The sequence below is a fragment of the Paraburkholderia sp. FW306-2-2C-D06C genome (assembly GCF_058781505.1).
The window spans coordinates 60418-75758 of sequence record NZ_JBYSWU010000005.1 but is presented as its reverse complement, the minus strand read 5'-3'; the positions used below and the strand labels follow the sequence as shown (position 1 = coordinate 75758).

Annotated in this window: 13 protein-coding genes and 1 tRNA gene; 10 read left to right on the top strand and 4 right to left on the bottom strand. The window is 62.6% G+C overall.

The features are described from left to right. The first annotated feature begins 34 nt into the window (after positions 1-34). The 9 genes from folP to phoR all read left to right on the top strand — a co-directional run bounded on the left by folP (position 35) and on the right by phoR (position 9500). Entirely contained in the window at positions 35-955 is a 921-nt protein-coding gene (gene folP / locus AC3WLT_RS05425; RefSeq protein WP_492590886.1) for a dihydropteroate synthase, read from the top strand. Between the two features lie 27 nt (positions 956-982). Next, positions 983-2341: a phosphoglucosamine mutase gene (gene glmM / locus AC3WLT_RS05420; protein ID WP_492590885.1), complete on the top strand. Its 1359-nt coding sequence runs from the start codon at positions 983-985 to the stop codon at positions 2339-2341. Positions 2342-2676: 335 nt separating this feature from the next. Beyond that, the gene (gene pstS, locus AC3WLT_RS05415; RefSeq protein WP_492590884.1) at positions 2677-3708 is read left to right on the top strand and encodes a phosphate ABC transporter substrate-binding protein PstS; all 1032 of its coding nucleotides are present in this window, start codon (positions 2677-2679) and stop codon (positions 3706-3708) included. 123 nt (positions 3709-3831) lie between these two features. Continuing rightward, on the top strand, positions 3832-4833 hold the full coding sequence (pstC, locus tag AC3WLT_RS05410) for a phosphate ABC transporter permease PstC (protein WP_492590883.1): 1002 nt from the start codon (positions 3832-3834) through the stop codon (positions 4831-4833). Next, the gene (pstA, locus tag AC3WLT_RS05405) at positions 4830-5726 is read left to right on the top strand and encodes a phosphate ABC transporter permease PstA (protein WP_492590882.1); all 897 of its coding nucleotides are present in this window, start codon (positions 4830-4832) and stop codon (positions 5724-5726) included. The genes pstC and pstA overlap by 4 nt, the downstream gene beginning before the upstream one ends. A 17-nt stretch (positions 5727-5743) precedes the next feature. Next, positions 5744-6592, top strand: a complete 849-nt coding sequence (gene pstB / locus AC3WLT_RS05400) for a phosphate ABC transporter ATP-binding protein PstB (protein WP_492590881.1) — start codon at positions 5744-5746, stop codon at positions 6590-6592. Positions 6593-6620: 28 nt separating this feature from the next. Then, positions 6621-7325: a phosphate signaling complex protein PhoU gene (gene phoU, locus AC3WLT_RS05395; protein ID WP_492590880.1), complete on the top strand. Its 705-nt coding sequence runs from the start codon at positions 6621-6623 to the stop codon at positions 7323-7325. Between the two features lie 27 nt (positions 7326-7352). Further along, entirely contained in the window at positions 7353-8054 is a 702-nt protein-coding gene (gene phoB, locus AC3WLT_RS05390; protein ID WP_006051991.1) for a phosphate regulon transcriptional regulator PhoB, read from the top strand. Between the two features lie 132 nt (positions 8055-8186). Next, on the top strand, positions 8187-9500 hold the full coding sequence (gene phoR / locus AC3WLT_RS05385) for a phosphate regulon sensor histidine kinase PhoR (protein ID WP_492590879.1): 1314 nt from the start codon (positions 8187-8189) through the stop codon (positions 9498-9500). 77 nt (positions 9501-9577) lie between these two features. Here phoR and ppk1 read toward each other — a convergent pair whose 3' ends face one another. Next, the gene (gene ppk1 / locus AC3WLT_RS05380) at positions 9578-11641 is read right to left on the bottom strand and encodes a polyphosphate kinase 1 (protein ID WP_492590878.1); all 2064 of its coding nucleotides are present in this window, start codon (positions 11639-11641) and stop codon (positions 9578-9580) included. 202 nt (positions 11642-11843) lie between these two features. Between ppk1 and ppx the strand changes: the two genes are divergently transcribed. Next, positions 11844-13469 (top strand): exopolyphosphatase, encoded by a 1626-nt coding sequence (ppx, locus tag AC3WLT_RS05375; protein WP_492590877.1) that lies wholly within the window; start codon positions 11844-11846, stop codon positions 13467-13469. A gap of 117 nt (positions 13470-13586) precedes the next feature. Here ppx and AC3WLT_RS05370 read toward each other — a convergent pair whose 3' ends face one another. The 3 genes from AC3WLT_RS05370 to AC3WLT_RS05360 all read right to left on the bottom strand — a co-directional run bounded on the left by AC3WLT_RS05370 (position 13587) and on the right by AC3WLT_RS05360 (position 15297). After that, on the bottom strand, positions 13587-14399 hold the full coding sequence (locus AC3WLT_RS05370) for a GNAT family N-acetyltransferase (protein WP_492590876.1): 813 nt from the start codon (positions 14397-14399) through the stop codon (positions 13587-13589). A gap of 192 nt (positions 14400-14591) precedes the next feature. Beyond that, entirely contained in the window at positions 14592-15050 is a 459-nt protein-coding gene (locus tag AC3WLT_RS05365; protein ID WP_492590875.1) for a SixA phosphatase family protein, read from the bottom strand. A gap of 170 nt (positions 15051-15220) precedes the next feature. After that, a tRNA-Pro gene (locus AC3WLT_RS05360) sits at positions 15221-15297 on the bottom strand. Positions 15298-15341: the final 44 nt, after the last annotated feature.

Sequence of the window (15341 nt, the reverse complement as noted above, 5' to 3'; positions counted from 1 at the left end):
ACCGGCCCGTTTTGCATTTGTCCGTTTTATCTGAATGATCCACTACGTGTCGAACGTGTTGAACGCTGAATTCCCCGCTTTTCCCATGCCCGAGCCGCTGCAATGCGGCCGCTTCAAACTGACCTTTGAACGCCCGTTGGTGATGGGCATTCTGAACGTCACACCCGATTCCTTCTCCGACGGCGGCAAGTACGCGATGCGCGGCGACGCGCTGCGCCAGGCCGAACGCATGCTGCTCGATGGCGCCGACATCATCGACATCGGCGGCGAGTCGACTCGCCCGGGCGCGCCGCCGGTGCCGCTCGACGAGGAGTTGGAGCGGGTGATTCCGCTAGTCGAGCAACTGCGCGGCGCGAATGTGCCGCTGTCGGTCGACACATACAAGCCGGAAGTTATGCGCCGCGCATTGAGCGCGGGCGCCGACCTGATCAACGACATCTGGGGATTCCGGATGCCCGGCGCGATCGACGCGGTGCGCGACAGTCGATGCGGTCTGTGCGTAATGCATATGCTCGGTGAGCCGCAAACCATGCAGCTCGGCGAGCCTGCCTATGAGGATGTGGTGGCCGAAGTCCGTGGCTTTCTCGAAGAGCGCGTGGCGACGTTGATGCAAGCCGGTGTCGCCCGCGCGCGGATCAGTGTCGACCCGGGATTCGGCTTCGGCAAGGCGGTGGTCGAACATAATTACGCGCTGCTCGCGCATCTGCCGGACACGGCGCCGCACGCGAAGCCGCCGTTCCCGATACTCGCGGGCATGTCGCGCAAGTCGATGGTCGGCGCAGTGGTCGGGCGTCCGGCGCCGGAGCGTGTCGCGGGCAGCATTGCCGCAGCGGTGTGCGCCGCCGAGCGGGGTGCCGCAATCTTGCGCGTGCATGACGTTGCGCAAACAGTAGATGCATTGAAAGTATGGGCAGCCATGCGCGACGCGGCGAATCACAGCCGTGTGCGCCGCTGAGCCCGCAAGCAAGGAGGAACATAAAATATGGCACGTCGTTATTTCGGAACGGACGGGATTCGGGGCAAGGTTGGCGAGGGGCCCATCACGCCGGAATTTGTATTGCGGCTCGGCTACGCGGCCGGCAAGGTGCTCGCGGGCGCGGATCGCTGGGCCAGGACGGGCGCGCGGCCCACGGTGCTGATCGGCAAGGACACCCGCGTCTCGGGCTACATGCTCGAAGCCGCGCTCGAAGCGGGAATTTCCGCAGCAGGCGTCGACGTGATGCTGGCCGGCCCGATGCCGACGCCGGGCATCGCCTATCTGACGCGCGCGCTGCGGCTTGCCGCAGGCGTAGTGATCAGCGCGTCGCACAATCCGTATTACGACAACGGCATCAAGTTCTTCTCCGCCGACGGCAACAAGCTGCCGGACGAAGCGGAATTGCAGATCGAAGAGCAACTCGATTTGCCGCTCGCGTGCGCGGCGTCCGAACAACTCGGCAAGGCCCGGCGTCTCGACGACGCCGCCGGCCGCTACATCGAGTTCTGCAAGAGCACATTCCCGGCTGCGTTCGACCTGCGCGGCCTGAAACTGGTGGTCGACTGTGCCCACGGCGCCGCGTATGACATCGCGCCGCACGTGTTCCATGAACTCGGCGCCGACGTGATCCCGATCGGCGTCGCGCCGAACGGCTTCAACATCAACGACGGCGTGGGCGCGACCGCGCCGGACGCGCTGGTGCGTGCGGTGCGGGCAAACCATGCGGACCTCGGCATCGCGCTCGACGGCGACGCCGACCGCTTGCAGGTCGTGGACGCGGCCGGCCGCCTGTATAACGGCGACGAACTGCTGTACGTGCTGGTGAAAGACCGGATCGCGACGGACGGTAAGGTGGAAGGCGCGGTCGGCACCTTGATGACCAACATGGCAGTCGAAGTCGCGTTGCAGCAAGCCGGTGTGAAGTTTGTCCGCGCGGCAGTGGGCGACCGCTACGTGCTCGAGCAGTTGCGCGAGCACGGCTGGCAATTGGGCGCCGAAGGCTCCGGCCATATCCTCTCCCTTGACCGCCATTCAACCGGCGACGGCATCGTGTCGGCGCTGCTGGTGCTGGCGGCAATGAAGCGCAGCGACAAGACGCTCGCCGAATTGCTCGAGGGCGTCACACTGTTCCCGCAGAAGCTGATCAATGTGCGGATGCAGCCGGGCGCCGACTGGAAGGGCAGCGACGCGATCCGTCGGGCGATCAGCAACGCCGAGGGGGCGCTAAATGGTCGCGGCCGCGTGCTGATCCGCGCATCGGGCACTGAGCCGGTGCTGCGCGTGATGGTCGAGGCGGAGCACGTCAATGACGCGGTCCACCATGCCGAAACGATCGCTAACGCTGTGAAGCTGGCTACGGCTTAAGCGAACACGACTGCCAGGCGGTGCCGGTTGCGGACCATCACCCGATTGTCCGCAACCGGCACGTCCAGAACCGGCATCCGCCAAACCCCAAAATCCCGCGTCACGTCCCGTTCGTCGTGCACAAAAGTTCACGCAAACGTTCGCGCCCCATCTTTTTCACCTAATCTCTACAGTTACAGCGGCAACATCGTAAAAACGCCGATTCAGCTGTCAAAACGCCTTTCACATTAGTAATCCGGTTGTCACATACGTTTCATGATTGGTCACGTTACTGTCATAAAGAGACCCTAAGCTTCGCGGTGTTCGTGTCATCCGCTCACACCCTTGGAGGTCTCATGAAATTGATGCAAACCGTGTTCGCTGGCGTCGCTGGCGCGCTTTTCGCGATCGCAGCGCAGGCCGCAGACATCACCGGCGCGGGCAGCACCTTCGCAGCACCGATCTACACGAAGTGGGCCGACGCCTACCAGAAGTCCGGCGGCGGTAAGGTTAACTACCAGGGTATCGGTTCGTCGGGCGGCGTGAAGCAGATCGTCGCCAAGACGGTCGACTTCGCCGGTTCGGACGCCCCGCTGAAGGACGACGAACTCGCCAAGGAAGGCCTGTTCCAGTTCCCGACGGTGGTCGGCGGCGTGGTGCCGGTCGTGAACGTGCCGGGCGTGAAGCCGGCTGAACTGACGCTGTCGGGCGAAGTGCTCGGCGACATCTACCTGGGCAAGATCAAGAAGTGGAACGATCCGGCGATCGTGGCACTGAACCCGAAGGTCAAGCTGCCGGATACCGACATCGCCGTGGTGCGCCGCGCCGATGGTTCGGGCACCAGCTTCATCTGGACGAACTATCTGTCGAAGGTCAACGCAGACTGGAAGTCGAAGGTTGGTGAAGGTTCGACGGTCAACTGGCCGACCGGTACGGGCGGCAAGGGCAACGACGGCGTCGCAGCCTTCGTGCAACGCCTGCCGGGCGCAATCGGCTACGTGGAATGGGCGTACGCGAAGCAGAACCACATGACGTATGTCGCGCTGAAGAACTCGACGGGCACGGTGGTCGAGCCGAAGACGGAAACGTTCAAGGCAGCGGCAGCGGGCGCGGACTGGTCGAAGTCGTTCTACCAGATCCTGACGAACGAGCCGGGCAAGAACGCATGGCCGGTCGTCGGCGCGACGTTCGTGCTGCTGCACACGACGCAGGAGAAGGCTCCGCAAGGCGCCGAAACGCTGAAGTTCTTCGACTGGGCGTTCAAGAACGGCACGCAAGCCGCAAACGACCTGGACTACATCTCGCTGCCGGATTCGGTTGTGTCGGAAATCCGCACGCAATGGAAGGCGAAGGTGAAGGACGCTTCGGGCAAGCCGCTCGCGGAATAAGCGAAGCGGTAAGCAGTCGCATCTCGTAAGACGTTGGCCGTCCTCATGTGAGGACGGCCAACGGCATTGCCGGCCGCACGACACATGTCATCCGACAACTGGAAACAGGTCCATCAGGCTCTCATGTCCGATATCCATTTAGCGTCTGGCGCGACCAGGTCGACACCGCCCGGCAGTTCGGCGCAGCAGAAAGCGCCCAGCCGCGCCGGCGACGTTATTTTCGGCGGCCTCGCACGCCTCGCCGCCATTGTTACGCTGCTGCTGCTCGGCGGCATCATCGTCTCGCTGATCGTCGCGTCCATGCCGTCGATCAAGCAATTCGGCCTCAGCTTCCTGTGGACCGCCGACTGGGATCCACCCAGCAAGCAATTCGGCGCATTGGTGCCGATCTACGGCACGATCGCCACCTCGATCATTGCACTCATCATCGCGGTGCCCGTCAGCTTCGGCATCGCGCTCTTCCTGACCGAACTCTCGCCAGCCTGGCTGCGTCGTCCGCTCGGCATCGCGATCGAACTGCTCGCTGCGATTCCGTCGATCGTCTACGGCATGTGGGGCCTGCTGGTGTTCGCGCCGATCTTCGCGACGTGGTTCGAAAAGCCGCTCGGCGCGGTGCTCGGCGGCATTCCGCTCGTCGGCGCGCTGTTTCAGGGCGCGCCCATCGGCATCGGCATTCTGTGCGCGGGCGTGATTCTCGCGATCATGATCATTCCGTATATCGCCTCGGTCATGCGCGACGTGTTCGAAGTCACGCCGGTCCTGTTGAAGGAATCGGCATACGGCATCGGCTGCACGACCTGGGAAGTGATGTGGAGGATCGTGCTGCCCTTCACCAGGAGCGGTGTGATCGGCGGCGTGATGCTCGGCCTCGGCCGCGCGCTCGGCGAGACGATGGCGGTCACCTTCGTGATCGGCAACACCAATCTGCTCGACAACGTGTCGCTGTTTTCGCCGGGCAACAGCATTACCTCGGCGCTCGCCAACGAGTTCGCTGAAGCTGACGCGGGCCTGCATACGTCGGCGCTGATGGAACTCGGCCTGATCCTGTTTGTGATTACTTTCATCGTGCTGGCGATCTCGAAGGTTATGCTGCTTCGCCTCGAAAAAGGGGAGGGCGCGAAATGAGCCAGCCCACGTTGAACATGCCGGGTTCGAATGACGCCGCCGCGCTCGAAGCGATGCGCGTGCGTCTGCAAGGCCGTCGCCGCCTGAAGAACGCCGTCGCGCTGACGCTGTCGCTCGGGGCGATGGCCTTCGGTCTCCTCTGGCTCGTGTGGATTCTGTATACGACGCTGCGTCTCGGTATCGGCGGCCTGTCGGTCGAATTGTTCACGCAATCCACGCCCCCGCCGAACACCGATGGCGGCGGTCTCGCCAACGCGATCGTCGGCAGTCTGATGCTGGTCGCGCTCGCGACGTTCGTGGGCACGCCGATCGGCATCCTCGCCGGCGTGTATCTGGCCGAATACGGCCAGAAAGGCTGGCTCGCGAGCATCACGCGTTTTATCAACGACATTCTGTTGTCGGCGCCCTCGATCGTGGTGGGTCTGTTCGTCTATGCGCTGGTCGTCGCGAAGATGGGCCACTTCAGCGGCTGGGCCGGCGTGTTCGCGCTCGCGCTGCTGCAGGTTCCGATCGTGATCCGCACCACGGAAAACATGCTGAAGCTGGTGCCGAACGCGCTGCGTGAAGCCGCTTTCGCGCTCGGCACGCCGAAGTGGAAAATGGTGCTGTCGATCACGCTGAAGGCCTCCATTGCCGGTATCGTCACCGGCGTGCTGCTCGGCGTCGCGCGGATCGCCGGCGAAACCGCGCCGCTGCTCTTCACGGCGCTGTCGAACCAGTTTTTCTCGTTCGACATGGGCCAGCCGGTCGCGAACCTGCCGGTCACGATCTACAAGTTCGCGATGAGCCCGTTCGCGCAATGGCAATCGCTCGCGTGGGCCGGCGTTTTCCTGATCACGCTCGCGGTGCTGGGACTGAACATCCTCGCGCGTACGATCTTTTCGAATAAGTAAGGGCGGAGTGTAATCCGATGAATATGGCAGAAACTCAAATCAATCCGATCGCGCGCGCCACCGCGCCCGCCGGTTTCGATCCCGCCCAAAGCGGCCAGGCACAAACGCCGTCGCGTCCGAAGATCGAGGTCAACGACCTGAATTTCTTCTACGGCAAGTATCACGCGCTGAAGAACATCAATTTGCACATTCCCGAAGGCAAGGTGACCGCGTTCATCGGCCCGTCGGGTTGCGGCAAGTCCACGCTGCTGCGCACCTTCAACAAGATGTACGCGCTCTATCCGGAGCAGCGGGCCGAAGGCGAGATCCTGATGGACGGCGAAAACCTGCTGACTTCCAGGCGCGATATTTCGCTGCTGCGCGCGCGGATCGGCATGGTGTTCCAGAAGCCGACGCCGTTTCCGATGTCGATTTACGACAACATCGCGTTCGGCGTGAAGATGTTCGAAACGCTGCCGCGTTCGGAAATGGACGACCGCGTGGAATGGGCGTTGACCAAGGCCGCGCTGTGGAACGAGGTAAAGGACAAGCTGGGCCAGAGCGGCTACGGTTTGTCGGGCGGCCAGCAGCAGCGCCTGTGTATCGCCCGCGGCATTGCGATCCGTCCTGAAGTGCTGCTGCTCGACGAGCCGTGCTCCGCACTCGACCCGATTTCGACGGGCCGTATCGAGGAACTGATCGCCGAATTGAAGAGCGATTACACGGTGGTGATCGTGACCCACAACATGCAGCAGGCGGCCCGCTGTTCGGACTACACTGCCTATATGTACCTCGGCGAACTGATCGAATTCGGCGACACTGAAAAGATCTTCATCAAGCCGGTCCGCAAGGAAACCGAGGACTACATCACCGGCCGCTTCGGCTAAGCCGACGAGCAAAATAACGGAGTACGACATGCCCGATAAACACCTGTCCAGCCAGTTCGACGCCGACCTGAATCTCGTTTCGTCGAAGGTTCTCGAGATGGGCGGTCTGGTCGAATCGCAGATCGTCAACGCGATGCAGGCGCTCAACGAATTCGATCTCGACATCGCCGAGCAGGTGATCGCCGCGGAAGATCGCCTGAACCAGATGGAAGTCGATATCGACGAAGAGTGCAGCAACATCATCGCGCGCCGTCAGCCGGCCGCGCGTGACCTGCGCCTCCTGATCGCGATTTCGAAGACCATCACGAATCTCGAGCGCGCCGGCGACGAAGCCGAAAAGATCGCCAAGCGCACCAAGCGACTGATGGAAGACGGCGCGTCGCGCACCATCAATATCGCCGAGATCAAGTTGTCGGGCGAGATGGCGGTGTCGATTCTGCGCCGCGCGCTGGATGCGTTCGCGCGCCTCGACACGGTGGCCGCCGCGCAGATCGTGCGCGACGACAAGGCGATCGACGAGGAATTCCGCGCGTTCGTGCGCAAGCTGATTTCATACATGACTGAAGATCCGCGCTCGATCTCGGTGGGCCTCGACTTCCTGTTCATCGCCAAGGCGATCGAGCGGATCGGCGACCACGCGAAGAACATCGCCGAATTCATCATCTACATCGTCAAGGGTACTGACGTTCGGCACAAGTCGCGCGACGCGCTCGAACGCGAAGCCCTCAGTTAACTCTGGATAAAGGTCAAAGAGGTGCCGATGCCCAGCAGCATTCTCGTCATTGAAGATGAGCCCGCCATTTCCGAACTGATTTCGGTCAATTTACAACACGCCGGACACTGCCCGATTCGCGCGTACAACGCGGAGCAGGCGCAGAATCTGATCAGCGATGTGTTGCCCGACCTCGTCCTGCTCGACTGGATGTTGCCGGGCAAGTCGGGCATCGCGTTCGCACGCGATCTACGCAACAACGAACGCACCAAGCACATTCCGATCATCATGCTGACCGCGCGCGGCGACGAGCAGGACAAGGTGCTGGGCCTCGAAATCGGCGCCGACGACTACGTCACCAAGCCGTTTTCGCCGAAGGAACTGATGGCGCGTATCAAGGCGGTGTTGCGCCGCCGCGCGCCGCAGCTGACCGAAGACGTCGTCGCGATCAACGGTCTGAAGCTCGACCCGGCAACGCACCGGGTGGCCGCGCATGCCGAAGGCAGCGAGATCAAGCTCGATCTCGGCCCGACCGAATTCCGTCTGCTGCACTTCTTCATGACGCATCCGGAGCGAGTGCACAGCCGCACGCAACTGCTCGACCAGGTGTGGGGCGATCACGTGTTCGTCGAAGAACGCACGGTGGATGTGCACATCAAGCGTCTGCGCGCGGCGCTCAAGCCGGCCGGGTGCGATGCTATGATTGAGACGGTGCGCGGCAGCGGTTACCGGCTCGCGAAGAGCGCCTGACTTCTTTCGGTCGCGCCGAAAGTTTCGAAGGCCCTGGTAACGGCGCTCACGCCACCTGTGTCACGCACGTGACGAATTGGCGTCGCGGTCCCGGACCACGGCGCGTACGGTTTTCTCTTCGATCGCTAGAACATGAACATCATCTGGGCGCGCTCCCTCGTGTCGGTCGTGCTGCTGGCTGTTCTGTGCGCGGTGGTCGGCGCACTCGTGAACGTCAAGGCAGGACTGGCCCTCGCGATCGTTTTGCTGCTCGCACAGAGCCTCTTCGGCACTTTTCACAAGCAGCGCCTATGGCGTTTGCTCGACGCGCCGGTCTATGGCGAAGTGCCGAGCGCGCCTGGCGTCTGGGGCGAAATCTATTACCGTCTGCATAAGCTCGCGAAGCGCTGGCATGCACAGGTACGTCAGGTCGAGCAGCAGCACTCGCGTTTCATCCAGGCGATCCAGGCTTCGCCGAACGGCGTCGCGATGCTCGACGATCACGACCAGATCGAGTGGTGCAACGCGATCTCGGAACTCCACTTCGGGCTCGACGCGAAACGCGATCTGCGCCAGCACATCACGCATCTGGTGCGCCAGCCCGACTTCGTCCGCTATCTGAGTTTGCATCGTTACGAAGAGATGCTGATCATGCGCGGGATGGGCGACAAGCGCCAGAACGTGCTGTCGGTGCAGGTGTTTCCGTACGGCGAAAATCGCAAGCTGGTGCTGTCGCAAGACATCACCGAGCTGGAGCGCACGGACGCGATGCGCCGTGACTTCGTCGCCAATGTATCGCATGAGCTGAAGACGCCGCTCACCGTGCTCTCGGGTTTTCTGGAGACGATGCGCGAGTTGCCGTTGAGCGAAGCAGAACGCTCGCGCTATCTCGATCTGATGGAGCAGCAGGCCTCGCGCATGCGGCACATCGTCAACGATCTGCTGGTGCTCGCCAAACTGGAAGGCGACAACAAGCCGCCAAGCGATCAGATGATCGACATGCGCGCGGTGCTGCGGCATCTGAAAGACGACGCGGAGAGCCTGTCGAGCGACCATCACAAGATCCTCTTCGACGCCGACGAAGGGCTCACGGTCACGGGCGTCGAAACAGAAATTCTCAGCGCGTTCGGCAACCTCGTGACCAACGCGATCCGCTACACGCCGGATGGCGGCCTGATCCAGGTGGACTGGCACGCGAATGGCGGCAGCGCGGTGTTTTCGGTCACCGACAGCGGCCTGGGGATTCCTGCGGCGGACATCCCGCGGCTCACCGAGCGCTTCTATCGTGTCGACCGCAGCCGTTCGCGCGATACCGGCGGTACCGGCCTCGGGCTCGCGATCGTCAAGCATGTGCTGCAACGGCACGATGCGCAACTCGAGGTGAAGAGCGAAGAGGGGCGCGGCAGCACCTTCACCGTGCGCTTCCCGGTGTATCGCACGGCGCGCAGGCAACCGGCGCCGGCTTGAAGAGCGTCGACCTGAAAAAAAGCCCGCCTTGATTCAAGGCGGGCTTTTTTACGAGCCTGGCTGGCTTGCCGATTCGCTCACGAACAGAATTTGCTCAGCAAGCTCATCTGCGCATTGCGCGACGATTTGCCCGGCTGGCGCCGGCGATAGTGTCCGTCGCTTTGCATCAGCCACGCGGACTGGTTGTCGCCGAGAAACGCCGACAGGCCTTCAGCAATCACACGCCGCTTCAAACGGCGGTTGTTGACCGGGAACGCCACTTCCACACGCCGGAAGAAGTTGCGGTCCATCCAGTCGGCGCTCGACAGATACACCTGCTCCTTGCCGCCGTCGTAGAAATAGAAGATGCGATGATGTTCGAGAAAGCGCCCGACAATCGAGCGCACCGTGATGTTCTCCGACAGGCCGGGCACGCCCGGTTGCAGCGAGCACACGCCGCGCACGATCAGATCGATCTTCACGCCCGCTTGCGACGCTTCGTACAACTCGGCGATCACGGTCGGCTCGAGCAGCGCATTCATCTTCGCGACGATGCGCGCTTTCCTGCCGGCGCGCGCATGCTCGGCTTCCGCCCGGATCGCTTCGACCATTTTCGGATGCAGCGAGAACGGCGATTGCCACAACTCATGCAGCCGCAATTCGCCGCCGATGCCGGTCAGTTGCTGGAACACGTGATGGACGTCCTCGCAGATTTTCTGGTCGGCGGTCATCAGGCCGAAGTCGGTGTAAAGCCGTGCGGTGCGCGGATGATAGTTGCCGGTGCCGAGGTGCGCATAACGCTTGAGCGAGGTCTTGCCGCCCGCCGACACGCGCCGCACGATCAGCATCATCTTCGCGTGGCACTTGTGACCCACCACGCCGTACACCACGTGTGCGCCCACCGCTTCGAGCTGCGATGCCCAGTTGATGTTGGTTTCTTCGTCGAAGCGCGCGAGCAGTTCGACCACCACCGTGACTTCCTTGCCGTTGCGGGCGGCTTGCATCAGCGCGTCCATCAGCGGCGAATCGGTGCCGGTGCGATAGATCGTCTGCTTGATTGCCACCACGTTCGGATCTTTGGCCGCTTGCAACAGCAGTTCGAGCACCGGCTGAAAGCTCTCGTACGGATGATGCAGCAGCACGTCGTCCTGATCGATCATGTCGAACAGGCTGGTGCTGTTGGCGATTCGCGACGGTATGGCGGGGATGTGCGGCACGAACTTCAGGTCGGGCCGGTCCACCATCTCCGGCAATTGCATCAGCCGCACCAGATTGACGGGGCCGTTAGCGTAATAGCAGTCCTTGTCCGACAGATTGCCTTCGTCGAGCAGGCGCCGCACGACGTGCGCGGGTGTTTCCGCCGACACTTCCAGCCGCACCGCATTGCCCAGATGCCGCGCCGGCAATTCGCCCTGCAACGCGACGCGCAGATTGGTGATTTCGTCTTCGTCGACGAACAGTTCGCTATTGCGGGTGATGCGAAACTGGTTGCAGCTGCGCACCACCAGATTCGGAAACAGCTCGCCCACAAAGCGCTGCAACAGCGAGCTCAACAGCACGAAGCCGTGCGGATAACCCGACAGCTCCTGTGGCATCCGCACGAGGCGCGGCAACGCGCGCGGCGCCTGGACGATGCCCATCATCGCCTGGCGGCCGAAGGCGTCCTTGCCTTCCAGTTCGACGACGAAGTTCAGGCTCTTGTTGAGCACGCGTGGGAAGGGATGCGCCGGGTCGAGTCCGATCGGCGTGAGCACGGGCAGCAGTTCGTCGAAGAAGTAGTTGCGCGCCCATTCGGTTTGCGCTTCGTTCCACGCTTCAGTGCCGTGGAAGTAAATGCCTTCCGCTTCGAGCGCCGTGAACACCGTGTCGTTCAGCATCGTGTACTGACGATGCACGAGCCTCTGCGCGCGTTCGACGACGAGGTCGTACACATGCTGGAGAGACATGCCGTCGGGCGACAGCGCGCCCGGGTTGTCGCGCATCTGTTCCTGCAGCCCGGCCATGCGGACTTCGAAGAATTCGTCGAGGTTGCTACTGGTGATGCAGATAAAACGCAGTCGCTCGAGCAAAGGGACGGCGGGGTCGGCAGCTTGTGCCAACACACGCTCGTTAAAACCTAGAATGCCCAGCTCGCGATTCAATAAGGGGTAGCGGATGGACATCGGCAGCGAGAATGGAATGTCAGGAACGGAGGCGGAAAGACGCTCGGAAATTCTCACAGTATGATTACATTGTTATGACATTTTAGATGTCTCAAATTCTACGCCGCATTTGCCGCGTGTCGTCAATATGACGCAGTGTTTATGGGACCATGGCGCACACCCAACACTGCAAGGTGACACCGTGAGGTCCGGTACGCTTAAAATGGCGTCTTTTAACAGCGCGGCCGGCTATAAGGCGCATACGGCGCCCGAGGGACGTTCGGCGTCTTCCGCATCCTCGGCCGCCGCGCTCGCGCGCATGGAGCCCGCTCAATCGATGGTCAATACTCCACAACTCCTCGCTGCCGTGGATCTCGGCTCCAACAGCTTCCGCCTGATTGTGGGCAGGGTCGAGGAAACCGACGCGGGCAGCCAGATCTATCAGGTCGACGCGTTGCGCGAACCGGTGCGCCTCGCCGCCGGTCTGTCGCGCGACAAGATGCTCGATCGCGCGTCGCAAGTGCGCGGCTGGGACGCGCTGAAGCGCTTCGGCGAACGGCTGCGCGACTTTCATCCCGATCACGTTCGCGCGGTCGCCACCAACACGCTGCGCATCGCCAAGAACGCCAACGAGTTTCTCGGTGAGGCGCAAGCCGCGCTCGGCTTCCCGATCGAAGTGATCGCCGGCCGTGAAGAAGCGCGCCTGATCTACGCCGGGGCCGCACACTCGGTGCCCGCGAGCTCGGGCAAGCGGCTGGTGGTGGACATCGGCGGCGGCTCGACGGAATTCATCATTGGTTCGCACTACACGCCGATCAAGATGGAAAGCCTGTATATCGGCTGCGTGAGCCATAGCCGCGCGTTCTTTCCGGCGGGTAATGTCGACGAATACACGATGCGCCAGGCCGAACTCGCCGCGAGCCGCGAAATCCAGATCATTTCCGCCGAGTACAAGAAGGCCGGCTGGGAGCAGGCGATCGGCTCGTCGGGCACCGCGCGTGCGCTGGCCGAACTGGTCGAGGCGAACGGCTTCAACGATCCGGGCATTACACACGGCATCTCGCGCGGCGGGCTCGAACGGCTCAAGCGCGCGTTGATCAAGGCGGAGAACGTCAATCGCCTGAAGCTGGTCGCGTTGAAGGCCGACCGGATCCCGGTGCTGGCGGGCGGTCTGTCGATCATGATCGCGGTGTTCGACGAACTCGGCGTCGATTACGTCGATACGACGGACGGCGCATTGCGTCTGGGCGTGCTGTATGACCTGCTGGGCCGCTCGCAGCACGAAGACATGCGTACGGTCACTGCCGGGGGCTTCATGCGCCGCTATGGCGTCGATCGTGCGCAGGCCGGGCGCATCGGCGATCTGGCGGTGAGTTTCTACGATCAGTTCGATGAGCCGGACGAAGAACGCCGGGTGGAAAACCGCATGTTCCTCGGTTGGGCTGCGGCGTTGCATGAAATCGGGCGGTCGATCTCGCACAGCGCGTATCACAAGCATTCGGCCTATATCGCGAGCAATGCGGATATGCCGGGCTTTTCGCGCACCGATCAGGCGCGGCTCGCCGCGCTGGTGCTTGGCCACGCGGGCAAACTCGGCAAGCTGTCGCAAACGCGCGAAGTGGAATGGCCGCTGCTGTTCTGCTTGCGGCTCGCGGCGCTGCTGTGCCGGCGGCGTGCCGATGTCGGTTTGCCCGGCATCGCAGTCGCGCAGGTGAACGGCGGCTATGAAGCGCGCTTGCCGAGCGAATGGGTGGCGAATAATCCGCTCACCGATTACAGCCTGATTCAGGAAGCCGCGGAATGGGAGAAAGTGGGCATCCCGTATCGCGTGGTTTATACGGACGATTAAAAAACGACTGTTGAAAAAAAGCCCGGCAAATTCGCCGGGCTTTCTTTGCGCGTCGCGAACCTGCCGTGAACTCAGCACAGACGCGTTTGGCAGACGCGTCGAGCGCGTTCGAGTCAATCAGCGCGGCAGCGCGTCGCCCAAAAAGTGACGCGCATAACGTGCGTTGATGTCCGACAGACGGAACAGCGTCAGGAAGTCTGCCGTGTTGAAGTCGGGATCCCAGGCCGGTGCGCCGCAAATTTTCGCGCCAAGGCGCAGATAGCCCTTCACCAGCGGCGGCGGTGCGACGTCCGCACCCGTTTGCAGCTCGTCGACCGGCAGCGGCGTATGCGGAAACGCGCGATATTCCGGCGCCGTCAGCGCGTTGTCGCGCAGCGAGCAATACAGATTCGCCGCGTAGTGACCGCCGTCGACCATCGCGACGCTCGCGCAGCCGAGCATCGTCTCGTAGCCGTTGTGCTTCATGTAGGCGGCGAGCCCAGCCCACAGCGACATGATCACCGAGCCGCTGCGGTAGTCGGGGTGCACGCACGAACGGCCCACTTCGACCATCTTGGCGCGCAGGTGTGTGAGACGCGAGACGTCGAATTCGCTCTCCGCATACAGGCGGCCGACGCGCGCGGCCTGATGCGGCGGCAGCGCGCGATATGTGCCGACCACCTTCAGCGTGTCGAGGTCGCGCACCAGCAGATGATCGCAATACGCATCGAACGAATCGACGTCGAGGCCGGCCGGGCCCGTCAGGCGTGCGCCCATTTCATCGGCGAACACCCGGTAGCGCAGCCGCTGGGCCTCGCGCAGTTCTTCGTCGGAGCGTGCCCATGTGACTTGCAGGCGATGCTGGGCGGTGACCGTCTCTTCGGCGCGCGGCAGGCGGCGCAACTCGAAGATCGAAGCGAGGGGCAGGGTGGGCGTCGGCAGTTCTCGCATGTGGCGTCCTGGTCGAAAAAAGGGAGATTGCTTTTTTCGCCAATGTAGTAACGCCTGGTGACGTTCGCATGGCAAAGCCGTGACGATTGGATGACTGCCCGTAAGCTGGGCGTCCGCGGCTTGTCGTATGCCGGGGATGTGTTGTTGCGGCGCGACCGTCTACGGCGGCGCTCGACGCCTCGCCGCGCGTGCTCAGACCAGATCAGGGCTGATCGCCGCGCGCAGCACGGCCTGTTCGTCGCCGTTTCGCTCGCGGTTGGAGATCCACCACACGCCTGCCTTCTTCAGCGGCCAGCTCGCTTCGCTGTTGGCAAGCAGCAGCGCGGCGACATGGCCGAGGGTCGGCTGATGGCCGACGATTACGACAGTTTGCGCGATGCCTTCGGGCCAGCCTGCCGCGGTGAGCACGTCGTTGGCGCCGGCGTTGGGCGCGAGTTCACGCACCACGCGATACTGGTCGCTCAACGTCTCGGCGGTCTGGACGGTGCGCACCGCGGGGCTCGCGAGAATCACGGCGTCGTCGGGCAGGCGGGCGCGCAGCCATTTGGCGACGTTCTGTGCCTGCTTGCGACCCCGCGTGGTCAGCGCGCGAGCGAGATCGCTCGAGGCGAAATCTTCGGCTTCGGCATGACGCCAGAGGATCAGATTCATGTTGAGCTCCTTGTCCCCGGGGCGGCGATCGGGAGGGCTGCACCGCTCTTTGTACCACTGTCACCACTGTCGCATGCGGTACGTGTGACGGCAAGACGGGCTATTCAGCGCGAACGGATGATCAATAGAAAAAGGGGTTATGAGTAAAAACTCATAACCCCTTGATTCCGTGGTCGGAGCGATAGGATTCGAACCTACGACCCTCTGATCCCAAATCAGATGCGCTACCAGGCTGCGCTACGCTCCGACGAATCCGAGATTCTACGTGGCATTGGGTGCCAGAGTCAATCT